Genomic DNA, 24766 nt, shown 5'->3' with positions numbered 1-24766 from the left:
GGGGACTTGTGGGCGCTCAGCACACAACAATCGAGACGGGGCCCGAAGTCGTCGAGGCCGCACGGCTGGCGGCCGAGGGCGTCACGGTCGGGTACGGCGCCCGGACGGTCATCGAGGATCTCGACGTGGCGATCCCGTCGGGAGTCGTCACCACGATCATCGGTCCCAACGGCTGTGGGAAGTCGACCCTGTTGCGGACCCTGTCACGGCTGCTCAAGCCCGCCAGGGGCACAGTCGTGCTGGACGGCGACGACATCGGCAGGCTCCGGACCAGGGACGTGGCGAAGAAGCTCGGCCTGCTGCCGCAGGCGCCGGTCGCGCCGGACGGGCTGACGGTGTCGGACCTGGTCGCCAGGGGCCGCCATCCGCATCAGAGCTGGCTGCGGCAGTGGTCGTCGGACGACGCCGCCGTCGTGGAGCGCGCGCTGGCCATGACCGGGGTGTCCGACCTCGGCGACCGCCCGGTGGACTCCCTGTCCGGGGGACAGCGTCAACGCGTCTGGATCTCCATGACGTTGGCCCAGGGCACCGACCTGCTGCTGCTGGACGAGCCGACCACCTACCTGGACCTGGCGCACGCGATCGACGTGCTCGACCTGGTGGACGACCTGCACGAGTCGGGGTGCACCGTGGTCATGGTGCTGCACGACCTCAACCTGGCCGTGCGCTACAGCGACAACCTCGTGGTGATGAGGGACGGTTCGATCCTGGCGCAGGGACACCCGCGCGACGTGATCACCGCCGAGCTGCTGCACGAGGCGTTCGGACTGCGCGCCCAGGTGATCGACGACCCGGTCGGCGACCGGCCGCTCATCGTGCCCATCGGCCGCACTCACGTTCAACTGCCGCAGATCGCACCAATGTTGGAATAGTTAGGCTAGGCTAACCTCATCCGCTCACGCTAAGGTTTGCCTGCCCTTAGACGGGGGTGCAGTGGACAGCGCGAAAGCAAGGGGAAAGCGGATGCTCCTCACCAGAACGACGCGGACGAAGCCCTGGCGGCGGTGGGCGGCCGTCCTGTCCGCCGCCACGCTCGGCGTCGGTCTCCTCGCGGGATGCGGCTCCGACTCGTCCGACTCCGCGGACAAGGCGAGCGGCGGCAACTCCACCGCCGCCGGTGGCGCGTTCCCGGTCACGGTGGAGCACGCGTTCGGATCCACGGAGATCACCAAGGCCCCCGAACGGGTCGTCACCGTCGGCTACACGGACGACCAGACCGTCCTCGCGTTCGGCATCAAGCCGGTCGGCATGGTCGACCAGTACCCGAACCCGGCGGGCAAGAGCCCCGACATCAACACCCAGTGGCCCTGGGTGAAGGACAAGTGGGGCAGCACCCGGCCCGAGGTCGTCATGAAGAACGGTGACTCAGGCCCCAACTACGAGAAGATCGCCGCCCTGCGCCCCGACCTCATCATCGCGGTCTACTCCGAGGTCGACCGGTCCGCCTACGACAAGCTCTCCAGGATCGCTCCGACCGTGGGCCGCACCAAGGCCGAGAAGGAGCCTTTCAGTGCGCCCTGGCAGGACAACGCCCTGCAGATCGCCAAGGCCCTCGGCAAGGCACAGGAGGGCGAGAAGATGATCGCGGACGTGCAGGACCAGCTCGCCACGGCCAAGAAGGAACACCCCGCTTTCGGCAAGGAAACCGCCGTCGCGCTGTCCTGGTACGAGAACTCGGTGGCGCCGTTCACCTCCACCGACGTGCGCGGCCGGTTGGTGTCGGGCATCGGCTTCCAGTACCGGACCGAGATCGACAAGGTCGCGGACGGCAGCTTCTACACCAAGCTCTCGCCCGAACGCATCGACCTGGTCGACGTCGACCGCATCTTCGTCATCAACGACAAGGCGGACACGACGGCGCTGAAGAAGTTCAAGCTGTTCACCAACCTGGACGCGGTCAAGAACGGCAAGGTGTCCTACCTGCTGGACAGCGAGGGCCCGGCCGTCGGCGCGGCCATCTCGCAGGGCACCCTGCTGTCCATGCCGTACGCGATCGACGAGCTCGTCAAGTCGGTCGGCTAGGTGTGAGCGTCACCGACACGCGCGTCGCCCCGGCGACCCTGCGCACGGCGACCGGACGCGAGGCCACCCGATGGGTCGCGGCGCACTGCCGCGAAGCGCCCTGGCTGACGGTCGCCACCGTGCTCACCACGGTGGCCGGGTCGGCGCTTCAGGTCCTCCCCGTGCTCCTGCTCGGCCGTGTCGTCGACGGGGTCGTCGCGGGCGCCTCCCGATCCGTCCTGGTCACGATCGGGGCGCTGATGGTGGCAGCGGCCCTGCTCGGCGCGGCGGCCATCGCGGTCTCGACCTACCTGATCGGGCGACTGGGCGCGGACCTGCTCGCGCGACTGCGGGAAGGCGCCGTCCGGGCGGTGCTCGGGATGCCGAGCGCGCGGGTCGAGCAGGTCGGCCGGGGAGACGTCCTCTCCCGGGTCGGCGACGACGTGGCCGTCATCTCCAAGGGCATCCGTACCGCTGTCCCCACGGTGTTCTCGGCAGGCGTGCTGGTCGTCGTCGCCACGGTCGGCATGTTCGGGCTGGACTGGCGGCTCGGCCTGGCCGGCGCCGGCGCGCTGCCCGCGTACGCGCTGGCCCTGCGCTGGTACCTCCCCCGGTCCGCTCCGCTCTACCGGAAGCAGCGGGCCGCCCAGGCCGATCGGGCACAGGCCCTGATCAGCGGCCTGAACGGCATCGACACGGTCCGGGCCTACCGCCTCGAGGGCGCCTTCCGGGAGAAGGTCACCCAGGAGTCGTGGCGGGTGCGCGACCTCGGCATCGAGGTGTTCCGGTTCTTCGGCCGGTTCGTCGGCAGGGAGAACCGCGCCGAGTTCATCGGGCTCTCCCTGATCCTCCTGGTGGGATACGCCCTGCTGGAGGCCGACGCCGCGAGCCTCGGCGAGGTGTCGGCGGCCCCGCTGCTGTTCCACCGGCTGTTCGTCCCGCTCGGCGCCATCATGTTCACCTTCGACGAGGCACAGAAGTCGGGCGCGAGCCTGACCCGGCTCGTCGGGGTGCTGACGGAGCCCACCGAGGACCGGCTGGTCGGCGACGAGACCGTCGAGCCTGCGGACGCCGGCCCGTACCCGGTGACGGTCGAAGGACTGACGTTCCGCTACCCCGGCGGCGCGGAGCCGGTGCTACGGGACGTCAGCCTGACGATCCCGGCCGGCGGCTCGCTCGCGCTGGTGGGGGCGACGGGCGCGGGCAAGACGACCCTGGCCGCGCTGATCGCGGGCATCGGCACCCCGCAGGCCGGATCGGTGCGCGTCGGGTCGACCGACCTCGCCGCTCAGGACGAGGCCGGGGCGCGCGCCTTGGTCAGCATCCTGACGCAGGAGACCCACGTGTTCTCCGGCCCGCTCGCCGACGACCTGCGGCTGGCCGCACCGGAGGCGACCGACGCCGAACTGAAGGACGCGCTGCGCACGGTAGGGGCGGACGGGTGGGTCGACGCACTGCCCGACGGACTGAACACCACGGTCGGCGAGGGCGGGGAGCGCCTGGATGTCACCAAGGTCGCCCAGATCGCCCTGGCCCGGCTGGTGCTGGGCCGCGCGCCGGTCGTGGTGCTCGACGAGTCGACGGCGGAGGCGGGCAGTGAGGGAGCCGCCGAGCTGGAACGGGCCGTGCTGGCCGCCTGCTCGGGCCGCACCACGTTGTTCGTGGCCCACCGGCTGACCCAGGCCATGGCGGCGGACCGGATCGCGGTGCTGGACGCGGGACGTGTGGTGGAGCAGGGAACGCACGAGGAACTGGTGGCACTGGGCGGCCGGTACGCACGACTGTGGCGCGCCTGGCGAGAGGGCAGTTGAGCAACCCCCGAAGTGAGTCGGTCCGGCTCTCCCACGGTGGAAGGAACGCGGAGTCTTCGATGATGCAACCGAGCGCTCGTCACGTACTGCTGTCCCCCGGGCAACTGGCCGCCGTACGCCGGCGAACCGGCGATCATTCCGACCGGACCATCGCCGAGGCGTCCGCCATCGGACTGTCCTACTGGGCGACCGGCATCGGCCCCGACGGCATCGACCTCACGCCCGGCACCCTCTTCACCGAGGTCCTCGGGTGGGTCGGCAACGGCGGCGACGGACCCGGAGGCTGGGAGGTCGGTGCCGACGGCCGGAGCATCACCGTGCCGGACGGGATCGCGCTCGCCGACGCGCAGCTCGCACTGGACGACCTGGCGGACTTCCCGGACCGGCCCCTCGGGACCATCGGCCCGGCCGGCGAGGCGGCGAGGCTCGCGGCCCTGGCCGAGTGGAACGACACCCGGGCCGACCGGGTCCGCCCGACCCTCGTGGAGATGTTCCACCAGCAGGCGCGGTCCAGGCCGGACGCCATCGCGGTCGTCGACGAGCGGCGAACACTGACTTACCGTCAGACTGCTGAGCTCGCAGGACAGCTGGCCCACCATCTGATCGGACGAGGGCTCACCGCCGAACAGGTCGTCGGCATCTCCCTGGGCCGCTCCGCCGAGATGGTGGTCGGACTCCTCGCCGTGCTCCAGGCCGGCTGCGCGTTCGTGCCGCTCGACCCCCAGTGGCCCGCCGCACGCCGGGCCGTCGTCATCGAGGACGCCCGGGTCGTGGCGCAGCTCGGCGACTCGGGCGGGCACGACCCGGACGAACCGGAAGCCGTGACCGTCGACCTGGAGGACTGGAGGTTCGGCTCGTACCCGACCGAAGGCCCCGAGGTCACCGTCCACGGCGACTCCCTGGCGTACGTGATCTTCACGTCCGGGTCGACCGGGCGGCCCAAGGGGGCGATGATCCGGCACGCCGCGATCAGCGAACGCCTGCTGTGGCAGGTCCACGAGATCCTGGGCTTCGGCCACGACGACGCGTCCCTGTTCAAGGCGCCGCTGTCCTTCGACATCTCCATCAACGAGATCTTCCTGCCGCTGGTGAGCGGCGCCCGGCTGGTGGTGCTGCGGCCCGGCGGCGAACGCGACCCGCACCACCTGCTGAGCGTGATCGCCGAGCAGCGCGTCACCTTCACCTACCTGGTGTCGTCCATGCTGGACGTGCTGCTGGAGATCGCCGGCGACTCCGGGAAGCTGAACAGTCTGCGGCACGTGTGGTGCGGCGGCGAGGTACTGACCCCGGAGCTGTACGAGCGGTTCCGCGCCAGGCTCGACATCCCCATGTACCACGGCTACGGCCCGGCCGAGACGACGATCGGCGTCAGCCACGTCATCTACCGGGGAGCGGCGGAACGCCTGTCCACGTCGATCGGCAAGGCCAATCCCAACACCCAGCTGTACGTACTGGACGACGAGTTGCGCCCCGTCCCGGTCGGAGCCGGTGGCGAACTCTACGTCGGCGGATTCCTCCTCGGTCGCGGATACGTGGGCGCTCCCGGCCTGACGGCCTCCCGGTTCGTGGCGAACCCCTTCGCCGACGACGGCTCCCGGCTGTACCGCACCGGAGACCTCGCGCGGTTCGCCCCGGACGGATCACTGGACTTCCTCGGACGGGCCGACAACCAGATCAAGATCCGCGGCATGCGGCTGGAGATCGAGGACGTCGAGATCGGTCTGGCGGAGCACCCCGGCGTACGGCACACCTGCGTCGTCGCGAAGAAGAACACGGCGGGCGGCACCTACCTCGTGGGGTACGTCATCCCGGCCGCCGGACGCGAGGACCTGCGCGCGGACGAGGTCAAGACGTGGGCCGCCGCCCACATGGTCGAGTACATGGTGCCCGCCCACATCGTCGTCATGACGGAGTTCCCGCTCACCGCGAACGGCAAGCTCGACCGGAACGCCCTGCCCGAGCCCACCACCACAGCCGGCGAGCTGAGCCGGCCCGCGACCGAGAACGAGCGCGCGGTCGCCGCCGCGGTCGCGGCGGTGCTGCGACTCGAAGAGGTCGGTGCCGACCAGGACTTCTTCCAGCTCGGCGGAGACAGCATCCTGGCGATCTCGCTGCTCAGCGCGTTGCGCGACACCGGCCTCCACGTCACGGCACGGCAGATCTTCACCCACGGCACGGTGCGGGCGCTGGCGGCGGTGGCGAGCCGCGAGGACACCGCCACGATGGACCACCGCGACGTCGCCACCGGTCCCGTCGTCGGCTCACCCGTCGTGCAGTGGCTGGGCGAGACCACGGACGCGATCGACGGCTTCGTCCAGTCGGTCGTCCTGAACACCCCGGCGGACCTGACCGCCGGCGCCCTCGACGAGATCCTCACCGCGCTGCTGCGCCGGCACGACATGCTGAGGGCCAGGCTGGTGCGCGGCGACCGCTTCGGCTTCGACATACCGGAGGCCGACCGAGCCGCCGCGCCGTGGCAGGAGAGCGACCGGCCGCTCGACGAGTGCCTCGCACGCGCCACCGACGAGCTCGACCCGACGAACGGTGTGATGCTGCGTGCCGTCTGGCGCCGCGCGGCACGGCAACTGGTCCTGGTCGCCCACCATGTGGTGATCGACGGCGTGTCCTGGCGGATCCTGATGGAGGACCTGGCCACGGCGTGGCGGCAGCTCACCTCGGGCACACCGGTCGAACTGCCCGCGGTGGGCACGTCGTTCCGGCGCTGGACGCAGCTGCTGGAGCGTGCGGCGTTCGACGCGGACAGCTCCTTCTACCGGCGTCCCCTGCCGGGAGCCGACGAACCGCTCGGCAGACGTGCCCTCTCCGCGGCCGACACCGTCGCAACGGAACGGACCCGCACCGTCTCGGTCGGCCCGGACGTCACGGCCGCCCTGCTGGGCGAGATCCCCGCCAAGTTCCACGCGGGCGTCAACGACGTCCTGCTGACCGCGCTCGCCGTCACCCTGGCCCGCCGGCGCCGCGACCTCGGGCAGGCGCAGACCTTCGCGCACATCGAGCTCGAAGGCCACGGCCGCGAGGCGCGATTCGTGGCGGACTCCGCCGGCTATGAACCAGAACTGTCCCGGACCGTGGGCTGGTTCACCACCTTGTTCCCGGTCATCGTGGATCCCGGTGCGGCGGCCGACCTCACGGCCCCCGAGTACCTGGCCGCCGCGCTCAAGAGGGTCAAGGAAGATCTCGCCGAGGTACCGGACAACGGCGTCTTCTACGGCGCCCTGCGCTACCTGACGCACACCGAGTTCGACGCGCCGGCCCCGCAGGTCCTCTTCAACTACCTCGGCCGCTTCGACGCGGGCACCTCGGGGGACTGGCGACCCGCGCGCACCACCGGCCAGCTGGGCGAGAAGCGCGACCCGCGCATGCGTCTGCCACGCCCCCTGGAGTTCAACGCCATCGCCGAACCCGCCGCCTCGGGCGGGTACGAACTGGTCACCACCATCTCCTGGCCCGACGGCATGTTCTCCGACGAGGACGTCGCGGCCCTCGCCGGCTACTTCCGGGCGGCCCTGACCGGACTGGCCGCACTCGACCAGGGCGGCCACACGCCCAGCGACTTCCCCCTGGTGCCACTCACCCAGGCCGATGTCGACGACCTGGACGGCCCGGCACTGCGCGACGTCCTGCCGTTGACCCCGCTGCAGGAGGGCCTCTACTTCCACTCGGTCTTCGACGACGACTCCGCGGGCGCCTACGTCGAGCAGCAACTCCTCACCCTGGACGGCGAGGTGGACGCCGACCGGCTCGCGGCCGCGGCCACCCGCCTGTTCACCCTGTACCCGAACCTGGCCGCGCGGTTCGTGGCGCTCGCCGACGGCCGCGTGGTCTCCGTGCTGGAGAGCGGTGCCGAGGCGCCCTTCACCACACTGGACCGCCCGGGCATCACCGACGCCGAGCTGCGCGACCTCGCGGAGCGGGACCGCCGCGCCGGATTCGACCTGGCCACCGGCCCGCTGATGCGGTACATACTCGTGCGCGCCGGCTCCGGCCGCGACGTCCTGGTGCAGACCGTGCACCACATCATCGCCGACGGCTGGTCCGTGCCGCCGATACTGCGCGCGCTGCTGGCCGAGTACCACGCGCCGGGAACGGTGCACCCGACCGGTGGCTTCTCCGACTACGTCCGCCGGCTCGCCGGACGGGACCACGACGAGAGCGACCGCGTCTGGCGCGAGCAACTCGCCGACCTGCCCCGCCCCTCGCTGGTCGCCGAGGGACACACCCCCTCCGACCGTTTCACCGAGACCGCCGTGCAGCCGGAGGACGACGTCGACGCCGCAGCCCGGTCGGCCGGAGTACCGCTGAGCGTCGCCGTGCACAGCGCCTGGGCGGTGACCCTCGGTGGCGTTCTGCACAGCACCGACGTGGTCTTCGGCTCGACCGTGTCCGGACGCGACGCCGATGTGCCCGGCATCGAGGACATGGTGGGTCTGTTCATCAACACGATCCCCGTGCGGGCCGCCTGGACCGGCACGACCACAGGGGGCGACCTGCTCGCAGCCGTGCGGGACCATCAGAGCGCGGTGCTGCCGCACCAGCACGTCTCCCTGGCGAGGATCGGCCGTCAGGCCGACGCCGGCCCCCTCTTCGACACCCTGGTGGTGTTCGACCTCGCGACGGACACCGGCGCTCTGCGGCGGCCCGGCGACACTCTCGTCATCACCGGCATCGAGAACGAGGGCGCCCCCCACTACCCCTTGACGCTGGTGGTGGAGCGCGCACCCGACGGCCGTCCCTGCTTCAACCTGATCTACGACGGTGAGCTGCTGCGCGAGGCGAGCGCCCGGACCCTCCTGCGCACGTTCTGCTCGACCCTCACCGGCCTCCTCACCCGGCCGGACGCCCTGGTCGACGACCTGGCACGCGGGAGCGAACGACCGCCCGCGCACGTCACGCCCACAACCCTGAGCGCCCTGTTCGACGCCGCCGCGCACCGCGACCCGGCGGCCACCGCTGTCACCCAGTGCGGTCTGGACGGTGCCACCCGGTCACTCACGTACGGCGAACTGGCCGAAGCGAAGGACGACTTGGCCTCGACCCTGCGCACGGTCGGTGTCGGGCCGGGCAAGCGGGTCGCCGTCGCCTTCCCGCGCTCCCTGGAGCAGGTCGTCGCCCTGGTCGCCGTCGTCAGCGCGGGCGGCGCGTACGTACCGCTGGACCTGGCCCACCCGGACGAACGGCTGGAGTACATCCTCGCCGACTCCGCCCCGCAGGTCGTCCTCGTCGATCCCGGCCAACGGGACCGCTTCACGGAGCTGCTGGCCCGGGCGGGTGTATCGGCCCGGCTGCTCGTGCCCGGAGACGAACCGCCGACCGGAGAGGCCACTGAGTCCGAGGCGGGCCGGCACGACGCGGCCTACGTGATCTACACGTCGGGATCGACGGGCCGGCCCAAGGGAGTCGTCGTCCCGCACTCCAGCGTGGTGACCCTGCTCGCCAACACCCAGCCCGACATGGGCTTCGGCCCGAACGACGTGTGGGTCCAGTTCCACTCCTTCTCCTTCGACTTCGCGGTCTGGGAGCTGTGGGGCGCCCTGGCGTACGGCGGTGAGCTGCTGGTGCCCGACCACGGGCTCACCCGTTCCCCGGTCGACTTCCACCGGCTGGTCCGGGAGCACGGGGTCACCGTCCTCAACCAGACACCGTCGGCCTTCTACCAGTTCATCGAGGCCGACCGGCATGCCGACGAGCCGCTCACCGCGCTGCGCCGGATCGTCTTCGGCGGTGAGGCCCTGGACCTCGGACGGTTGCGCCACTGGGTCGAGCGGTACGGCACCGCCTCGCCCGAGCTGGTCAACATGTACGGCATCACCGAGACCACCGTCCACGTCACCCACCGAGTGCTGACCGACGAGGACTTCGCCTGCGGCGACGACGTCAGTCCGATCGGCGGCCCGATCCCCGGCCTGGTCACCCATGTGCTCGACGACCGGCTCCGGCCGGTGCCGCCGGGCCGGGTCGGTGCCATCTACGTCGCCGGCGACCAGGTGTCTCTCGGCTACCTGGGCCGGCCCGGGCTCACCGCGGCCCGGTTCGTGGCGAACCCGTTCGTCGGCGACGGCTCCCGCATGTACCACACGGGCGACCTCGCCCGCCGGACCCTCGACGGCGAGCTGGAGTTCATCGGCCGGGCCGACGACCAGGTTCAACTCAAAGGATTCCGGATCGAGTTGGGGGAAGTCGAGTCCGCGATCCGGGAGCTGGACGGTGTGGTCGACGTGGCCGTCACAGTGGCCGACACCGGCGATCACCTGGTCGCCCATGTGGTGGGCCGGGTACCGGGAGATCTCGCGGCCCGGCTGTCGGAGAAACTGCCGGTCCACATGGTCCCGGGCCGAGTGCTGCCGGTCGATGCCCTGCCCCTGACGGTCAACGGCAAGCTGGACCGAAACGCCCTGGCCGAGCACGCCCTCAGGGGCGCGGGGAACCGCGCGACCAGCCCCGACGCGCCCGCAGGCAAAGACGCAACGCTCGCCACACTGATCGGAATCTTCACTCAGACGCTGCCCGGCTCCGAAGCGGACGCCGACACCGACTTCTTCCACGCCGGAGGCGACAGCATCATCGCCATCACGGTCGTGAACAGGGCCCGAACACTCGGCCTGCCGATCGCACCCCGGGACGTGTTCCTGCTCAGGACACCACGCGCCCTCACCGAACACCTGGCGACAAACACCACTCAGCCCGCCGCCCCCGCTCACCGTGAGGAAGGCCCCCTCACCCCGACCCCGATCATCCTGCGCCAGCGCGAACTGGGTGGCTCACTCACTCGATTCGCGCAGGCCAGGGCACTCAAGGCCCCCGAGGGAACCGCCTTCACGGACGCCCAGCACGCCGCGAACGCCCTCGTCGCCACGCACCCCGCCCTACGGCTGCGGCTCAGCACCGAGCACGGCGTATGGGCCCTGCGCACCGAACCCGCTCACCCGGTCACCGTGGCACGGCCGGACACGACCGACGCCACGACGGCGGCGAACGAGGCCGCCGGACGCCTCGACCCCGAGTCCGGGGACGTCGTCGCGTTCTCCTGGCTGGAGCCGACCCGGACCCTGGTGGTCACCGTGCACCACCTCGCCGTCGACTCGGTGTCCTGGCTGATCCTGCTGGACGACCTGACCACCGCCCTGTGCGGGGTGCCCCTGGCACCGCCGACCACGTCCTACGCCGAGTACGCCGAAGCGCTGACGCTGCGGGCCGCCCACGCGCTCGACCACCTCGGGCACTGGGTCAGCACACTCCAGGCGCCTTTGCTGCTGCCCGTCGCCGGCGGTCTGCGTGAGACGACCATCGTCCTCGCGCCCGACGTGAGCGACCGCGTGACCCGTACCGCGCCCGCCGTGCTCGGTGTCGGCCTCACCGAGTTGCTGTGCGGTGCCCTGCGCACCGCACTCACCCGCGTCCAGCAGACGCCCACCGACCTCGCGATCGAGCTGGAGCGGCACGGCCGGGTCCCGCTCCTCGAACACCACGACTACACCCGCACGGTCGGCTGGTTCACCGCGATCGCCCCCGTACGGCTCACCGCGCACACCGACCCCGTCGCGGCGGCGCGCGAGATCTCCGAACGCCAGCCGGACGAGCGCGCACACCTCACGTACGGCATGCTCCGTTACCTCAACCCGCAGACCGCACCGCTGCTCACCGCCCGCCCGCAGGTGCTGTTCAATTACCTCGGCCGGGGCAGCGAGTCCCAGGCACTGCGCCTCACCGGTGGCGACCAGGGCAGCCCGTACGCCGTCGAGGTCAACGCGTGGCTCGACGAGGACACCGGAAGCCTGCACGCGGCCTTCACCCTCGCCGAGGGCGTCCCCGACGAGATCACCGAACACTGGCTCGGTGCCCTGCACGGCCTGGCGGACGCCTCCGCGACGGCCGAGCGCACGGCTCCGGTCACCCCGCTCCAGCGGGGCCTGTTCTTCCAGGCGCAGATGGCGGGTCCGGCCGGACACTACGTCGCACAGAGCTGGTTCACGTTCGACCGGCGCCTGGACACCGACGCCCTGGCCCAGGCGATGGCGTACGTCATCGCCCGGCACCCGGTCGTGGGCGCCGGCTTCAGCACCGGCGAGGACGGAAACCCGGTGCAGGTCCTCGCGCCCGGCCGGCGCGTCGACGTCCGTACGATCGCCCTGTCCACGGAGGCGGAGGTCGACGCCCTGCGCCTGCGCGACCGGGACACGGGATTCGACCCGGCCGAGCCGCCGCTGATCAGGATGACCGTGGTGCGGCTGCCCGACGACCGCGACGGCCTGCTGCTGAGCTACCACCTGCTGCTGTGGGACGGCTGGTCCCGCGAGATCGTGCTGCGGGACCTGTTCGACGCCTATCAGGCTGTCCTCGCGGGCGAGCCGCTGGTTCCGGCACCGGCCACGCCGAGCTTCGAGGACCACGCGCGGGCGCTCCACACCAAGGACCCCGCCGCGTCGGAACGCTTCTGGGCGGAGCACCTGGCCGGGCTCTCCGGCCCGACGCTGCTCGCGGGACCGGCACCGGCCCTCTCCGACGACCTGCCGCGCGCCCTCGTGCACACCCTGTCCGCCGAGAGGTCGGACCTGCTGCGGGAAGCGGCCAGGACGCACGGCGTCACGCTCAACTCGGTGCTGACCGGTGCGTTCGGCCTGCTGCTGGGGGCCCGCACGGGCCGCGGTGACGCCGTGTTCGGCGTGACCGTCTCCGGCCGGGAGGGCGAGGGGCTGTCCGGCATCGTCGGCGTGCTGCTGAACACCGTGCCCATGTGGACCCGGGCCCGGCCGGACGACGCCGTCCGGGAGTACCTGTCGGCCGTGCAGGCGGCCAGGGGGGCGACGATGGAGCACGAGCACCTGGGGCTCGGCGAGATCCAGCGGGCCGGCGGGCACGACACCCTCTTCGACAACCTGTTCGTGCTCCAGAACTTCCTGGACATGGACGCGTTCGCCGAGATGAACGCCCGGCACGGCATCACCTCGGTGCGGGCCGACGACTCCACCCACTATCCGTTCACCTGGGTCGTCACGCCCGGCGACCGGCTCACGGTCAAACTGGAGTACCGCCACGGGGACACCGCGGACGCCCAGTGCCTCCTCGACGACTACCTGCGGGTACTCGAAGACCTGGCGCGGGCGACCGGACCGGTCGGCGCGTTGCGGGGGGTGGGGCCCCGGCCCTCGCCGGGTGAGCGCACGGACGTCGGCACGGACACCGTCGTCGACCGGTTCGACCGGGCGGCCGACCGCGACCCGCGGCGGGTGGCGCTGGTCGCCCACGGCTCGGCCATGTCCTTCGCCGAACTGCGCGACCGCAGCCGCGCGGTGGCGGGTGTGCTCGCCGGGCGTGGCCTCGGTCCCGAGACGACCGTGGGCCTCGCGATCCCGCGCTCCCTGGACTCGATCGTGGCGCTGTTCGCCGTGCTGCGCGTCGGCGCCGCGTACGTGCCGCTGGAGCTGGACCACCCGGACGAGCGGATCGCCGCGATCGTCGAGGACGCCCGCCCGGACGTGATCCTCACGGTGAGCGCGGTGTCGCCGCGGCTGACCGGCGATCTGATCGAACTGGACCGGCCCCTCCCGGCGGCCGAGCCGTTCGTGAGGTTCGCACCGGACGACCCCGACCGGCTGCGTCACCCCGCGTACACGATCTACACCTCCGGCTCGACCGGGAAGCCCAAGGGCGTGGTGACCGAGTACGCCGGTCTCACCAACATGCTGACCAACCATCAGCGCCGCATCTTCGAACCGGTGCTGGCTCAGCACGGGCACCGGGTCTTCCGGATCGCGCACACCGTGTCCTTCGCGTTCGACATGTCGTGGGAAGAGCTGCTGTGGCTGGCCGACGGGCACGAAGTGCACATCTGCGACGAGGAGTTGCGCCGTGACGCGCCCCGCCTCGTCGCGTACTGCCTGGAGCACGGGATCGACGTCGTCAACGTGACGCCGACCTACGCGCAACAGCTGGTCGGCGAGGGGCTGCTGGCCGACCCGGAGCGACGGCCGGCGCTGGTGCTCCTCGGCGGTGAGGCCGTCACCCCGGTGCTGTGGCAGCGGCTCGCGGAGACCGAGGGGACGGTCGGTTACAACCTGTACGGACCGACCGAGTACACCATCAACACCCTGGGCGTCGGCACCTTCGAGTGCCATGACCCGGTGGTGGGCGTGGCCATCGACAACACCGACGTGTACGTGCTGGACCCGTGGCTGCGGCCCGTCCCGGACGGTGTCCCCGGCGAGCTGTACGTGTCGGGCGTCGGCATCGCGCGCGGCTACCTGGGGCAGCCGGGCCAGACCGCGCACCGCTTCGTGGCCTGCCCGTTCGGGGCCCCGGGCGAGCGCATGTACCGCACCGGGGACCTGGTGCTGCGGCGACCCGACGGCAACCTGGCGTACCTGGGCCGCACCGACCAGCAGGTCAAGATCCGGGGTCACCGCGTCGAACCCGGCGAGGTCGAGGCGGTGTTCGCCGCGCACCCGGCGGTGCGGTTCGCCGCCGCGGTCGCCCAGCCCGACCCGCAGGTCGACGGCGCGTACCGGCTGGCCGCCTATCTCGTACTGGAAGACGGGGAGTTGGCGACGGTCGCCGCCGAAGCGGGCTCCGCACTGCCCGACTTCCTGCGGCCGACGCACTACGCCCAGGTCGACAGCATCCCGCTCACGGTCAACGGGAAGGCTGACACGAAGGCGTTGCCGGAGGCCAAGCCGCTGGGCGCGCTCACCACGGCGGGGGAGCGCGGCCCCCGGACCGCGACCGAGACCGTGGTGTGCGAGTTCTTCGCCGAGGCTCTGGACCTGGACGACGACGAGGTGAGCGCGGTGAGCGACTTCGTGTCCCTGGGAGGACACTCCATGCTGGCGGTACGTCTCGTCGGAATGCTCCGCCGCGAGTACGGACCGGTGATCACGATCCGAGACCTCTTCACCCTGCGCACCCCGGAAGCGATGGCCCGCCACCTCGATGACCAGTCCTGACTCGCAGCGGCCCCGCCCGGGGGCCGCCATCCTCCGCACCGCTCTGCGCCGCAACCTCGGTGCCATGGTCTGGGGCACCGTCCTCATGGGCCTCTACCAGGCGGGCGAGACGGCCTTCCCGATCGCGCTCGGCCTGATCGTCGAACACACCATGCGGGACCGGAACCCCGGCTCGCTCGGCCTGTCGATCGCCGCGCTGGCCGTGATCATCACGACCGTGTCGCTGTCCTGGCGGTTCGGGATGCGCGTCCTGCAGAAGGCCAACACGACCGAGGCACACCGCTGGCGGGTGCGGGTCGCCGCCTGCGGACTCCAGCCGGTGGCCCGGGACGTCGACCTCAAGTCGGGGGAGGTGCTGACCATCGCCACCGAGGACGCCGACCAGACCGCCGACATCATCGAGGTGGTGCCGCTGCTCATCAGTTCGCTGGTCGCGGTGGCCGTCGCGGCGGTCGCGCTGGGCCTGGCCGACATCCGGCTCGGTCTGCTGGTCATCGTCGGCACCGGCGCGATCATGTCGGTCCTGAGCGTGCTGTCCAGGCGGATCGGCTCCAGCACGCAGGAACAGCAGGCGCGGGTGGCCCGGGCGGGCGCGAAGGTCGCCGACCTGATCACCGGTCTGCGCCCGCTGCACGGCTTCGGCGGCAACCACGCCGCGTTCCGGTCCTACCGGAACGTCAGCACGGAGGCGAAGCTCCAGGCGATCACCGTCGCCAAGGTGAACGGCGCCTACGCGGGCGCCGCACTGGCCCTCAACGCGGTCCTGGCCGGCGCCGTGACCCTGATGGCCGGCTGGCTGGCGTTCGACGGGCAGATCAACATCGGCGAACTGGTCATGGCCGTGGGACTGGCGCAGTTCATCATGGAACCGCTCAGGCTGTTCTCCGAGATGCCCAAGTACGTGATGATCGCACGCGCCTCCGCCGCGCGGATGGCCCTGGTCCTGACCGCGCCGCCGGTCACCACCCCGGGATCGGAACGCCCCGCCCCGGGCGGGAACCTGGAGCTCGACGGTGTCCGGTACGGAACTCTGCGCGGCCTCAAGTTCCAGGTGCCCGCAGGGGAGTTCGTGGCGGTCGCCGCCTACCGGCCGCGCCTGGCGGCCGACCTCGCGTCGGTCCTGGCCGGGAACGTCCCGCCCGACGCGTACGAGGGAGCGGTACGGGTCGGCGGGCAGGAGCTCGCGGACCTGTCGATCGAGGCGGTGCGTGAGCACATGCTGGTGAACCCGTACGACGGCGAGATCTTCGCCGGCACCCTCCGCACCAACATCGACCCGTCGGGCACCAGCCGGACCGTCCCCGAGGCCGTGGAGGCGTCCATGCTGACGGATGTCGTCGCCCTCCACCGGGAGGGACTCGACTACGGGGTCCGCGACCGCGGCGCCAACCTCTCCGGTGGGCAACGCCAACGGCTGTCCCTGGCCCGGGCGTTGGCGGCCGACACGGACATCCTCGTGCTGCACGACCCGACGACGGCCGTCGACGCGGTCACCGAACAGCTCATCGCACGCCACGTCGCTGAGCTGCGCCGCGGACGCACCACCCTCGTGCTCACCAGCAGCCCGGCCCTCCTGGACGCGGCCGACCGGGTCCTCGTCCTCGACGACGGAGTCATCACGGCCGAGGACACCCACCGGAATCTCCTCGCCACCGACGAGGACTACTGTCTGGCGGTCGCGCGGTGAGTGTCAGCCGAGGGCCCAGGCGACATCCCTGAGCAGGGCGTGCCGCCAGGCCGCCCGGTCGTGGCCGGCAGCCGATCGCGAGACCCGTACGGTCGCGCCGGCCCGTTCCGTCAGGGACTCGGTCAGTTCGCAGTGGGGCAGCATCCGTGTCTCGTGCTCCCCGACATCGAACGCGACCCGCAGGCCGGACAGTTCGGGCTGCCGCCGCAGACGTGCGGCGATGGTTCCGCCCACCGGGCCGCCCAAGGGGTCCGGCAGGTCCATGGCCTCGGGCGTCCACCAGAACGAGCCCGACTGGCAGGCGACACGGGACACCAGGTCCGGGAACTCCAGTGCCGCGTACACCGCGCTCAGCCCGCCGAGGCTCTGCCCGGCGACCACCAGCCGGCCCGGGTCGGCTGGCACGCCGGACTCCGCCACCAGCGGCAACAGCTCGTCCCGCACCGCCTCCCACAGCTCGGGGGCGCACGTGAACTCGGCCGCCCTGTCCTTGGCCGGCAGGAAGACCAGGGTCACCGGGGGCATCTCGCCACTGGCGACGGCGGAGTCGAACGCGGTCATGGCCGGGTGCAGATACAGCCAGTCGTCGCCGTCGAGCAGCAACACCACCGGTCCGCCGCCGCCCACCGGGTGCAGGTGTACGGTCCGCCGTCCGCCGAGCCGTTCACCGGCCCAGCGAATCCGGGTGCGGGGGAGGGGCAGGACGGCATCGGCGCCGACGACCGGCCAGTGCGGTTGCGCCGGGGCGTCCGGGGTCGCGGCGATGGACCGCTCGCCGCCCGCGCCCGCCGGGTTGAACGGGTCGGCGTACGCCCCGTCGTCCGCGAGGAACCGGTAGGTCACCCGCAGCCGCGCGGGCATGTGCACCTCGGCGTACCAGCAGTCCGTGCCGCCCCAGCGGCGCAGCGGAACCGGGCCCGGCCGGCTCTCGAAGTCGACGCTCGCCGCCGACCCGCGCCACAGGAACAGGGTCACCCAGCCACCGTCGTCGTGGGGGATCGACGCGGGCGCCCCCACCGCCGCCCAGAACGTGTCCGTGCCGGGTGCGCCGGGCAGCCCGAACCCGGCGAAGGCGCTCTCCATGTCGGCCGTGACCGGACGCATGAACGTCTCCTTGTGAGAGGGAGGAACGACGGCTAAGCTCCTGTCAATTAGGCCAGGCTAACCTAATGTTGACGTTCCGAGGAGGCACTCAGCATGAGCACCAACCCCTTCGACGACGACGAAGGCCGGTTCCTGGTCCTGGTGAACGAGGAGGGCCAGCACTCCCTCTGGCCGTCCTTCGCCGAGGTGCCCGGGGGCTGGACGATCGTCTTCGGCGAGAACACCCGGGAGGCGTGCCTGGAGTACGTCGAGTCCCACTGGACCGACCTGCGCCCCCGCTCCCTCTCCGCGTAGCTCAGACCCGCACCGCCGGGGTGCCGGGCAGCGGGGTACGGGCCGGGCGTCCGGCGAGGACGTCGAGGATGTTGTCGACCGCCAGGCCGACCATGGCGGCCCGGGTGCTCTCGGTGGCCGACCCGATGTGCGGCAGGGTGACGACGTGCGGCTCCGCCACGAGCGGTGACAGCTCCTCGCCCATCGGCTCACGCTCGAAGACGTCGAGTCCGGCGGAGTGCAGTCGTCCCTCGCGCACCGCGGCCAGCAGAGCCTCCTCGTCGACGACACCACCGCGCGAGGTGCTGACGAGCGTGGCCGTGGGCTTCATGGCGGCCATTTCGCGCTTCGAGACGAGGTGCCGGGTCTCCTCGGTGAGCGGTACGTGCAGCGACACGACGTCGGACTCGGCCAGGAGCGTGGCGAGATCGACCGACGCCGACAGGTCGTCGTCGGACGCGTAGGGGTCGTGGTGGAGGACGCGCATACCGAAGCCCTGGGCCCGGCGGGCCACCGCGCGGCCGATCTGGCCGTAGCCGATCAGTCCGAGCGTGGCCCCGTGGACGTCCAGGCCGAGGTAGTCGTGCATCCGGAACAGGCCCCAGGAGCCGTCCGCGAGGCTCGTCGCGGCGGCGCCGATCCGGCGGCGGGCGGCGAGGATCAGGGCGAAGGTGAGGTCGGCGGTGGTCTCGGCGAGGACCCCCGGGGTGTGCGTGACGACGATGCCGCGCTCCGCGGCGGCCGCGCGGTCGACGTTGTCGAAGCCCATGCTCGCCAGCGCGACGACCCGCAGCGAGGGGCCGGCGGCGTCCATCAGCGCGCCGTCCACCGGGTCGTTGCCCAGGGCGAGGACGCCGCTCACTCCGGGTGCCAGCGCGGCGAGGTCCGGGGGGCCGGGCTTGCCGTCGCCGGGCCAGGCCACCACCTCCGCCGCCCCGGACAGCCGGTCCAGGCCCTTGCCGGGCAGATTCTCACGGGTGGCGAGCACACGCTTCTTCATTCATGTCTCCAGGGCAGCGAATTTCGCAGAAAGCTAGCCGCGACGGCCATCGGAAACAAATAGAGTTTTCGTGTGACGCCATTGCCGTTCCTTATTCTTCATTCTTCGTGCGGCGTCTCGTCGAAAACAGTGATGAGTTCGAGGAACAGGTCGTGCACCGCCAGGGCGGGTTCCGAGAGGGGCTGGTTGTCCGAGGTCACCAATGACAGCTTGACCTGGATCACGGGATTCACGATGCGGCGCACGGACAGGGAACGGACGTCGAGGATGGCGCGCGCCGCCGACCAGGGCAGGACGGTGGCACCGAGGCCCGCGTCGACGGCGTTGACGAGCGTCAGCGCGGACTCCACCTCGCCCACCACGTTCGGCAGCAGCGACGCCTGCTGGAATGCGGCGTCCACCACCTGCCGGATCGTGTGGATGCGGCTGGGCAGCAGCAGCGGCACGTCCTTGAGCTCGTCCAGGTCGACCTCGCCCGCCCCCTGCGTCGCCGTCCCGCCGGGCGCGCCGATCAGGAACAGGTCCTCGGTCCGCAACGGCTCGAACTGCACGCCCCGCAGCGGACCGGCCCCGTAGATGAACGCCATGTCCATCCGGCCGGTCATGATCGCCTCACTGATCACGCCGCCGAAGTTCTCGTTGATGTGCAGCAGGATCTCCGGGTAGCGCTCGCGCACGCTCTTCAGCAGCGGCAGCGCCAGAGCCGCGCCCAGGCTGTACGGCGCGAGCCCCACGGACACGCTGCCGGCGGGCGCCCGTCCGGAGACGGAGACGGCGGCGTGAGCGAGGTCCACCTGCCGCAGGATCAGCTGGGCGTGCCGGTACAGCGCCCGGCCGGCCTCGGTCGGGGCGACGCCGCGTTTGCTGCGGATCAGCAACTGCTGCCCGAACTGCGCCTCCAGCGCGGACAGCTGCTGACTGAGCGCCGGCTGCGCGATGTGCAGGATGTCGGCCGCACGCGTGATGCTCCCCGCATCGATGATCTTGATGAACGAGTAGAGACGCCTGGTGTCCATGCGGGCCTTCCCTCGGAGCGGAGCCTCATCGTAGGGAGCGCCCCGTCCCGAAACCCAGCCTCGGTGAGCCCAGATGTGAGCTCTGTCATATCGGTTCGTGATAACGCCAAAGCGAACATGTATTGGCGGCCACGCGAGTACGGGCTTAAGTTGAGCGGAACATCCAGCCCCGGAACCGCTCGGAAAATCCGAAGTCGAATCGGTTCCCAGGGATCGCGTCTGTTTTTCCGGCTATCACGGCCCTCCTTTCTCATATCTCCCAGCGGAGGACGTCATGACCCACATGGTTGACCTCGTCGCCGATCTCGGCGAGGGCTTCGGTGCCTATTCGATGGGAGACGACGAAGCACTCCTGGAGATGCTGACATCGGCGAACATCGCCTGTGGGTTCCATGCCGGCGATCCGCGCATCATGGACACCACCGTCCGGCACTGCGTGGAGAAGCGGGTGGCCGTCGGCGCCCACCCGAGCTTCCCGGACCTGGTCGGCTTCGGCCGCCGGGCGATGGACCTCACGCCGGAGGAGGTCCGTACCGATGTGCTGTACCAGGTCGGCGCCCTCCAGGCGTTCGCCGTCGCGCACGGCACCCGGGTCCGTCACGTCGCCCCGCACGGACGCCTCGGCAACCTGGTCGCGGTACGCGCCGACTACGCCCGTGCCGTCGTGGACGCCGTCGCCGCCCTGGACGACTCGCTGGTCGTCCTCGCGCAGGACGGTGAGCTGGCCGACGCCGCCCGCGCCCGCGGACTGCGCGTGGGCATCGTCGGTATCGCCGACCGCGCGTACCGCGACGACGGGGCCCTCGTCCCGCGCTCCGAACCGGGAGCGGTGATCCACGACCCGGACGAGATCGCCCGGCGCACCCTGCGGATGGTCACCGAGGGCGTCATCCGCAGCACCGGCGGCAAGGACCTCCCCGTCGGCTGCGACACCGTCCTGCTGCACGGCGACACCCCCGGAGCCATCGCGCTGGCCCGCCGGATCCGCGAACAGCTCCTCGCCGCCGGCGTCCGGATCGCCCCTCTCGACGACGTACTGAGCGGCAAAGGCGCCTCGGCATGAACGGCAACCTCACGATCACGGACTGCGGTGACTCCGCCCTGGTCGCCAAGGCCGTGGGTCTGGACACCGAGGACGCCTGGCGGCTCGTCCACGTCCTGGCCGACGCCCTGGACGCCGTCCGCCTCACCGGAGTCCAGGGCGTCGTGCCCACCTACGACGCCCTGCTCGTGGAGTTCGACTGCACCGACACCGACCACGAGACCGTCCGGCGCGTCCTGTGGCACGAGGCCGCCCGGCTCGGGCCCAAACCCGGCCCGACGACAGCGCCCCGGCACTTCGTCGTCCCCGTCGTCTACGGCGGCGAACACGGACCCGACCTCCCCGAGGTCGCCGCCCGACTCGGCCTGACCGAGAGCGAAGTCGTCGACCTGCACTGCGGATCCGACCTCACCGTGCGCTGCCTCGGCGCCCCCGCCGGCGCGCCGATGATGGACGGGCCCCCCTTCCCGGCGCCGGTGCCGCGGCTGGCCTCGCCCCGCACCCGCGTCGACCCCGGCGTGGTCGCCGTCGCCGGCCGGCAGGCGGTGATCTGCCCGATGCCGTCGCCCGGCGGCTGGCCGCTCCTCGGGCGCACCCCGCTGCGCGTCCTCGACCTGCACAGCGACCCGATCACCCCCTACCGGCCCGGCGACACCTTCCGCTTCGTCCCCATCACCCCGGACCGGTGGAACGACTACGCCGACACCCCGCTGGCGGCCTGCCATGGCTGACACCCTCACCGTCCGCACCGCGGGCATCACCACCGTGCAGGACCTCGGCCGCATCGGCCGCTCACGCTACGGACTGCCCGTGGGCGGAGCCGCCGACCAGCACTCGGCACGCGTCGCCAACGTCCTGTGCGGAAACGACGAACACGCCCCCCTGCTCGAGATCACGGCTCTCGACTTCGCCTGCGTCCCCTCCGCCGACATCCTCGTCGCCGTCACCGGAGCCCCCGCCGACGTGACCGTCGAAGGGTCCGCCCGCCCGATGTGGGAGCCGGTCCCGGTACGCGCCGGCGACACCCTCCGCGTCACCGGCATCCACCAGGGCCTGCGCGTCTACCTGGCCGTGCTCGGCTCCTTCGAAGCCGACTACCTCCAGGGAAGCTGCGCCCCCGACACCATCCTGGGGTTCGGCCCCGCCCTGCGCGACGGCGCCGAACTCCGCCTCCGCAGGACCTGCCCGGCCTTCGACCACCCCTACTCACGCATACCGCTCTTCCGCCTGCGCGCCCCCGTCCCCCCGTTCCCCTCCACCTGGATCATCGACGTCACCGACGGCCCCGACCGGGCCGAGTTCGGGGACACAGCACCCCGCCTGTTCGGCACCCCCTTCACGGTCAGCCCGCAGAGCAATCACATCGGCCTGCGGCTGCGCGGCGACCGCCTGCCCCGCCGCGTCACCCAGGGCGAGATCCTCTCCCGCGGCGTCCCGGTCGGCGCCGTCGAAGTTCCCGCCGGGGACGAACTCCTCGTGCTGCACCGCGGCCGCGGCGTCACGGCCGGCTACCCCGTCCTCGCCGTCGTCACCGCCACCGGCCTGTCCGCACTCGGGCAGGTACGCCCCGGGCAGACCATCCGTTTCCGCCACCGCACTCTCGAACAGGCCGTCACCGCCCACCGCGCGCAGCGAGGCGCCGTCGACGCACTGAGAACCCGCGTCCGCACGGCCTTCGACGCCCTGCGCATCCGCGCTCCCGACGGCGGCTGACAACCCCTTCCCCGCTCACCTGTTCCCGCCCTTCGCCCCTCCACCCCATGTCCTGCACCAGACAGGAGACGCCATGAGCACCGTGGCCGCTCGACCCGTCCCCAACACCGTCGACTCCAGAACCGCCCGGAAGATCACCCTCGCCGGGTGCGTCGGGATCTTCGCCGAGCTCTACGACAACGGCATCTTCGGCTTCATGGCCGGCACCCTCGCCGCCGTCTTCTTCCCCGGCTCCGACAGCGCCATCCAGCTGGTGTTCCTCGGCTACGCCGTCTCCTTCTTCTTCCGCCCCCTCGGCGGCGTCATCTGCGGCCACCTCGGCGACCGCATCGGGCGCCAGCGGATGCTGGTCTTCGTCATCCTGCTCATCAGCGTCGCCACCGCGGCCATCGGTCTGCTGCCCACCTACGCGAGCATCGGCGTCGCGGCGCCCGTCCTGCTGATCCTGCTGCGCGTCGCCCAGGGCTTCTCCGTCGGCGGTGAGGCGTCCGGCGCCATGAGCTTCCTCGCCGAACACGCCCCCGAGGGCAAGCGCGGCCTCTACACCAGCTACGCGCAGATCGCCTCCTTCCTCTCCCTGCTCACCGGCACCCTGATAGCCGCCGCGATGACCAGCGGGCTCGGCGCCGAACGCATGGAGTCCTGGGGCTGGCGCATCCCCTTCCTGCTCGCCGTGCCGCTCGGCATCACCGGCATCTACATCCGCAAGCGCATCAGCGACACCCCCAACTTCAACCGCCTGAAGGAAGAGGGCGGCCTGTCCAGGAACCCCCTCAAGGAGGCCTTCACCTCCGCCGAACACCGCCGCGCCATGCTGCTGGCCCTGTTCATCCCTCTGATGAACGGCTCCGGTTACTACGTCCTGTTCAGCTACATGCCCACCTTCATGACCAACGAGCTGCACTTCGGCCAGGTCCAGGGACTCCTCGTCACCGCCTCCAGCCTGGTCGCGATCTGTATCGCCATCCCCTACATGGGCCGGCTGTCCGACCGGGTCGGCCGCAAGAAGGTCATCGCCGGTGCCGCCATCGCCATGGCCCTGGCGGGCGTGCCCTGTTACCTGCTGATCGGCACCGGGAACGTCGCCCTCGCCGTCGTCGGCGCGTGCCTCATGGCCGTCGTGTTCGCCGGGCACACCGGCGTCATCCACATCCTGCTCGTCGAGCTCTTCCCGACCAGGGTGCGCTACTCCGCCTACGGCCTCGGCTACAACGTCTCCGCCGCGCTCTTCGGCGGCACGGCCCCGCTGCTGATGACCTACCTCATCGCCCGCACCGGCGACGTCCACATGCCGGCCTACTACGCCGTCCTCACCGCCCTCGGCACCCTCGTCGCCGTGTCCCGGGTCAAGGACCGCGCCCATCTGCCCCTGCGCGACGCCTGACCGCCCCCACGCCCAGCAAGGAGCACCCCCGCATGCCCATCTCCGACTACCGCACCGCTCTCGTCACCGGAGCGTCGACCGGCATCGGAGCCGTAGTGGTCGAGCGACTCGCCAAGCGCGGCCTGGAGGTCCACGCCGTGGCACGCAACGCGGATCGCCTCGAAGCCCTCGCCGACGCCACCGGCTGCGTCCCGCACGCCGTCGACATCACCGACACCGAGGCGCTGACCGCAGCGCTGGACGGCCTGGAGATCGACGTCCTCGTCAACAACGCCGGCGTCTCACGCACCGGCAACATCCTCACCGCCGACGAGTTCGCCGTCGACGAGCAGGTCGCCGTCAACATCCAGGCCGTCCTGCACCTGGTGCGCCTGCTCATGCCCGGCATGGTGGAGCGCGACCTCGGCCACATCGTCAACATCAGCTCCATCGCCGGCGTCTACAACTTCGGCGGCAACACCGTCTACCACGCCACCAAGGCGGCCGTGCACACCCTCTCGCGCCAGCTGCGGGTGGACGGCTACGGCCGCCGGATCCGCGTCACCGAGATCTGCCCGGGCCGCGTGGAGACCGAGATCTTCGGCCGCCTGCTCGGCGACATGGAGGAGGCGCAGCGGCGGTTCTACGACGGCTACGAGTCCCTCAAGCCCGAGGACATCGCCGATGCCATCGAGTTCGCCGTCGACACACCGCGGCACGTCAACATAGGCCACGTCGAGATCCTCCCCACGTTCCAGGTCCCCGGCGGCCTCAACTTCGAACGCCGGGAGGGCTGAG

14 protein-coding genes are annotated in these 24766 nt (G+C 71.4%); 11 read left to right on the top strand and 3 right to left on the bottom strand.

Annotated features, from left to right (window positions below):
• The first annotated feature begins 8 nt into the window (after positions 1-8).
• The 5 genes from ABZ016_RS15540 to ABZ016_RS15520 all read left to right on the top strand — a co-directional run bounded on the left by ABZ016_RS15540 (position 9) and on the right by ABZ016_RS15520 (position 16457).
• A complete protein-coding gene (locus tag ABZ016_RS15540; RefSeq protein ID WP_356917127.1) occupies positions 9-872 on the top strand; it encodes an ABC transporter ATP-binding protein in 864 nt (287 codons plus the stop codon).
• A 91-nt stretch (positions 873-963) separates the two neighbouring features.
• Positions 964-2022, top strand: a complete 1059-nt coding sequence (locus ABZ016_RS15535) for an iron-siderophore ABC transporter substrate-binding protein (RefSeq protein ID WP_356917126.1) — start codon at positions 964-966, stop codon at positions 2020-2022.
• A 2-nt stretch (positions 2023-2024) separates the two neighbouring features.
• Positions 2025-3812, top strand: a complete 1788-nt coding sequence (locus ABZ016_RS15530; protein ID WP_356917125.1) for an ABC transporter ATP-binding protein — start codon at positions 2025-2027, stop codon at positions 3810-3812.
• Positions 3813-3871: 59 nt separating this feature from the next.
• Complete coding sequence (locus ABZ016_RS15525; RefSeq protein WP_356917124.1) at positions 3872-14770, top strand: amino acid adenylation domain-containing protein; 10899 nt, start codon at positions 3872-3874, stop codon at positions 14768-14770.
• Complete coding sequence (locus ABZ016_RS15520; RefSeq protein ID WP_356917123.1) at positions 14757-16457, top strand: ABC transporter ATP-binding protein; 1701 nt, start codon at positions 14757-14759, stop codon at positions 16455-16457. Before ABZ016_RS15525 ends, ABZ016_RS15520 begins: the two co-directional genes overlap by 14 nt.
• 3 nt (positions 16458-16460) lie before the next feature.
• Here ABZ016_RS15520 and ABZ016_RS15515 read toward each other — a convergent pair whose 3' ends face one another.
• Entirely contained in the window at positions 16461-17561 is a 1101-nt protein-coding gene (locus tag ABZ016_RS15515) for an alpha/beta hydrolase-fold protein (protein WP_356917122.1), read from the bottom strand.
• Between the two features lie 93 nt (positions 17562-17654).
• Here ABZ016_RS15515 and ABZ016_RS15510 point away from each other — a divergent pair, with 93 nt between their 5' ends.
• Positions 17655-17855: an MbtH family protein gene (locus ABZ016_RS15510; protein WP_356917121.1), complete on the top strand. Its 201-nt coding sequence runs from the start codon at positions 17655-17657 to the stop codon at positions 17853-17855.
• A gap of 1 nt (position 17856) precedes the next feature.
• Here the strand turns inward: ABZ016_RS15510 and ABZ016_RS15505 are convergent, their stop codons facing one another.
• Entirely contained in the window at positions 17857-18834 is a 978-nt protein-coding gene (locus ABZ016_RS15505; protein ID WP_356917120.1) for a D-glycerate dehydrogenase, read from the bottom strand.
• A 98-nt stretch (positions 18835-18932) separates the two neighbouring features.
• On the bottom strand, positions 18933-19850 hold the full coding sequence (nac, locus tag ABZ016_RS15500) for a nitrogen assimilation transcriptional regulator NAC (RefSeq protein WP_356917119.1): 918 nt from the start codon (positions 19848-19850) through the stop codon (positions 18933-18935).
• Positions 19851-20124: 274 nt separating this feature from the next.
• Between nac and ABZ016_RS15495 the strand changes: the two genes are divergently transcribed.
• From ABZ016_RS15495 to ABZ016_RS15475, 5 genes are all read left to right on the top strand, one after another.
• Entirely contained in the window at positions 20125-20913 is a 789-nt protein-coding gene (locus ABZ016_RS15495; RefSeq protein ID WP_356917118.1) for a 5-oxoprolinase subunit PxpA, read from the top strand.
• Positions 20910-21623, top strand: a complete 714-nt coding sequence (locus ABZ016_RS15490) for an allophanate hydrolase subunit 1 (protein ID WP_356917117.1) — start codon at positions 20910-20912, stop codon at positions 21621-21623. The genes ABZ016_RS15495 and ABZ016_RS15490 overlap by 4 nt, the downstream gene beginning before the upstream one ends.
• A complete protein-coding gene (locus ABZ016_RS15485; RefSeq protein WP_356917116.1) occupies positions 21616-22605 on the top strand; it encodes a biotin-dependent carboxyltransferase family protein in 990 nt (329 codons plus the stop codon). Before ABZ016_RS15490 ends, ABZ016_RS15485 begins: the two co-directional genes overlap by 8 nt.
• Before the next feature lie 73 nt (positions 22606-22678).
• Complete coding sequence (locus tag ABZ016_RS15480) at positions 22679-23989, top strand: MFS transporter (protein WP_356917115.1); 1311 nt, start codon at positions 22679-22681, stop codon at positions 23987-23989.
• A gap of 32 nt (positions 23990-24021) precedes the next feature.
• Positions 24022-24765 (top strand): SDR family oxidoreductase, encoded by a 744-nt coding sequence (locus ABZ016_RS15475; protein WP_356917114.1) that lies wholly within the window; start codon positions 24022-24024, stop codon positions 24763-24765.
• Position 24766 lies beyond the last annotated feature (1 nt).

This window comes from Streptomyces sp. NPDC006372 (assembly GCF_040612515.1).
Taxonomy (GTDB): domain Bacteria; phylum Actinomycetota; class Actinomycetes; order Streptomycetales; family Streptomycetaceae; genus Streptomyces.
The sequence above is the reverse complement of the archived record's forward strand: the minus strand, read 5'-3'. Positions and strand labels throughout refer to the sequence as shown.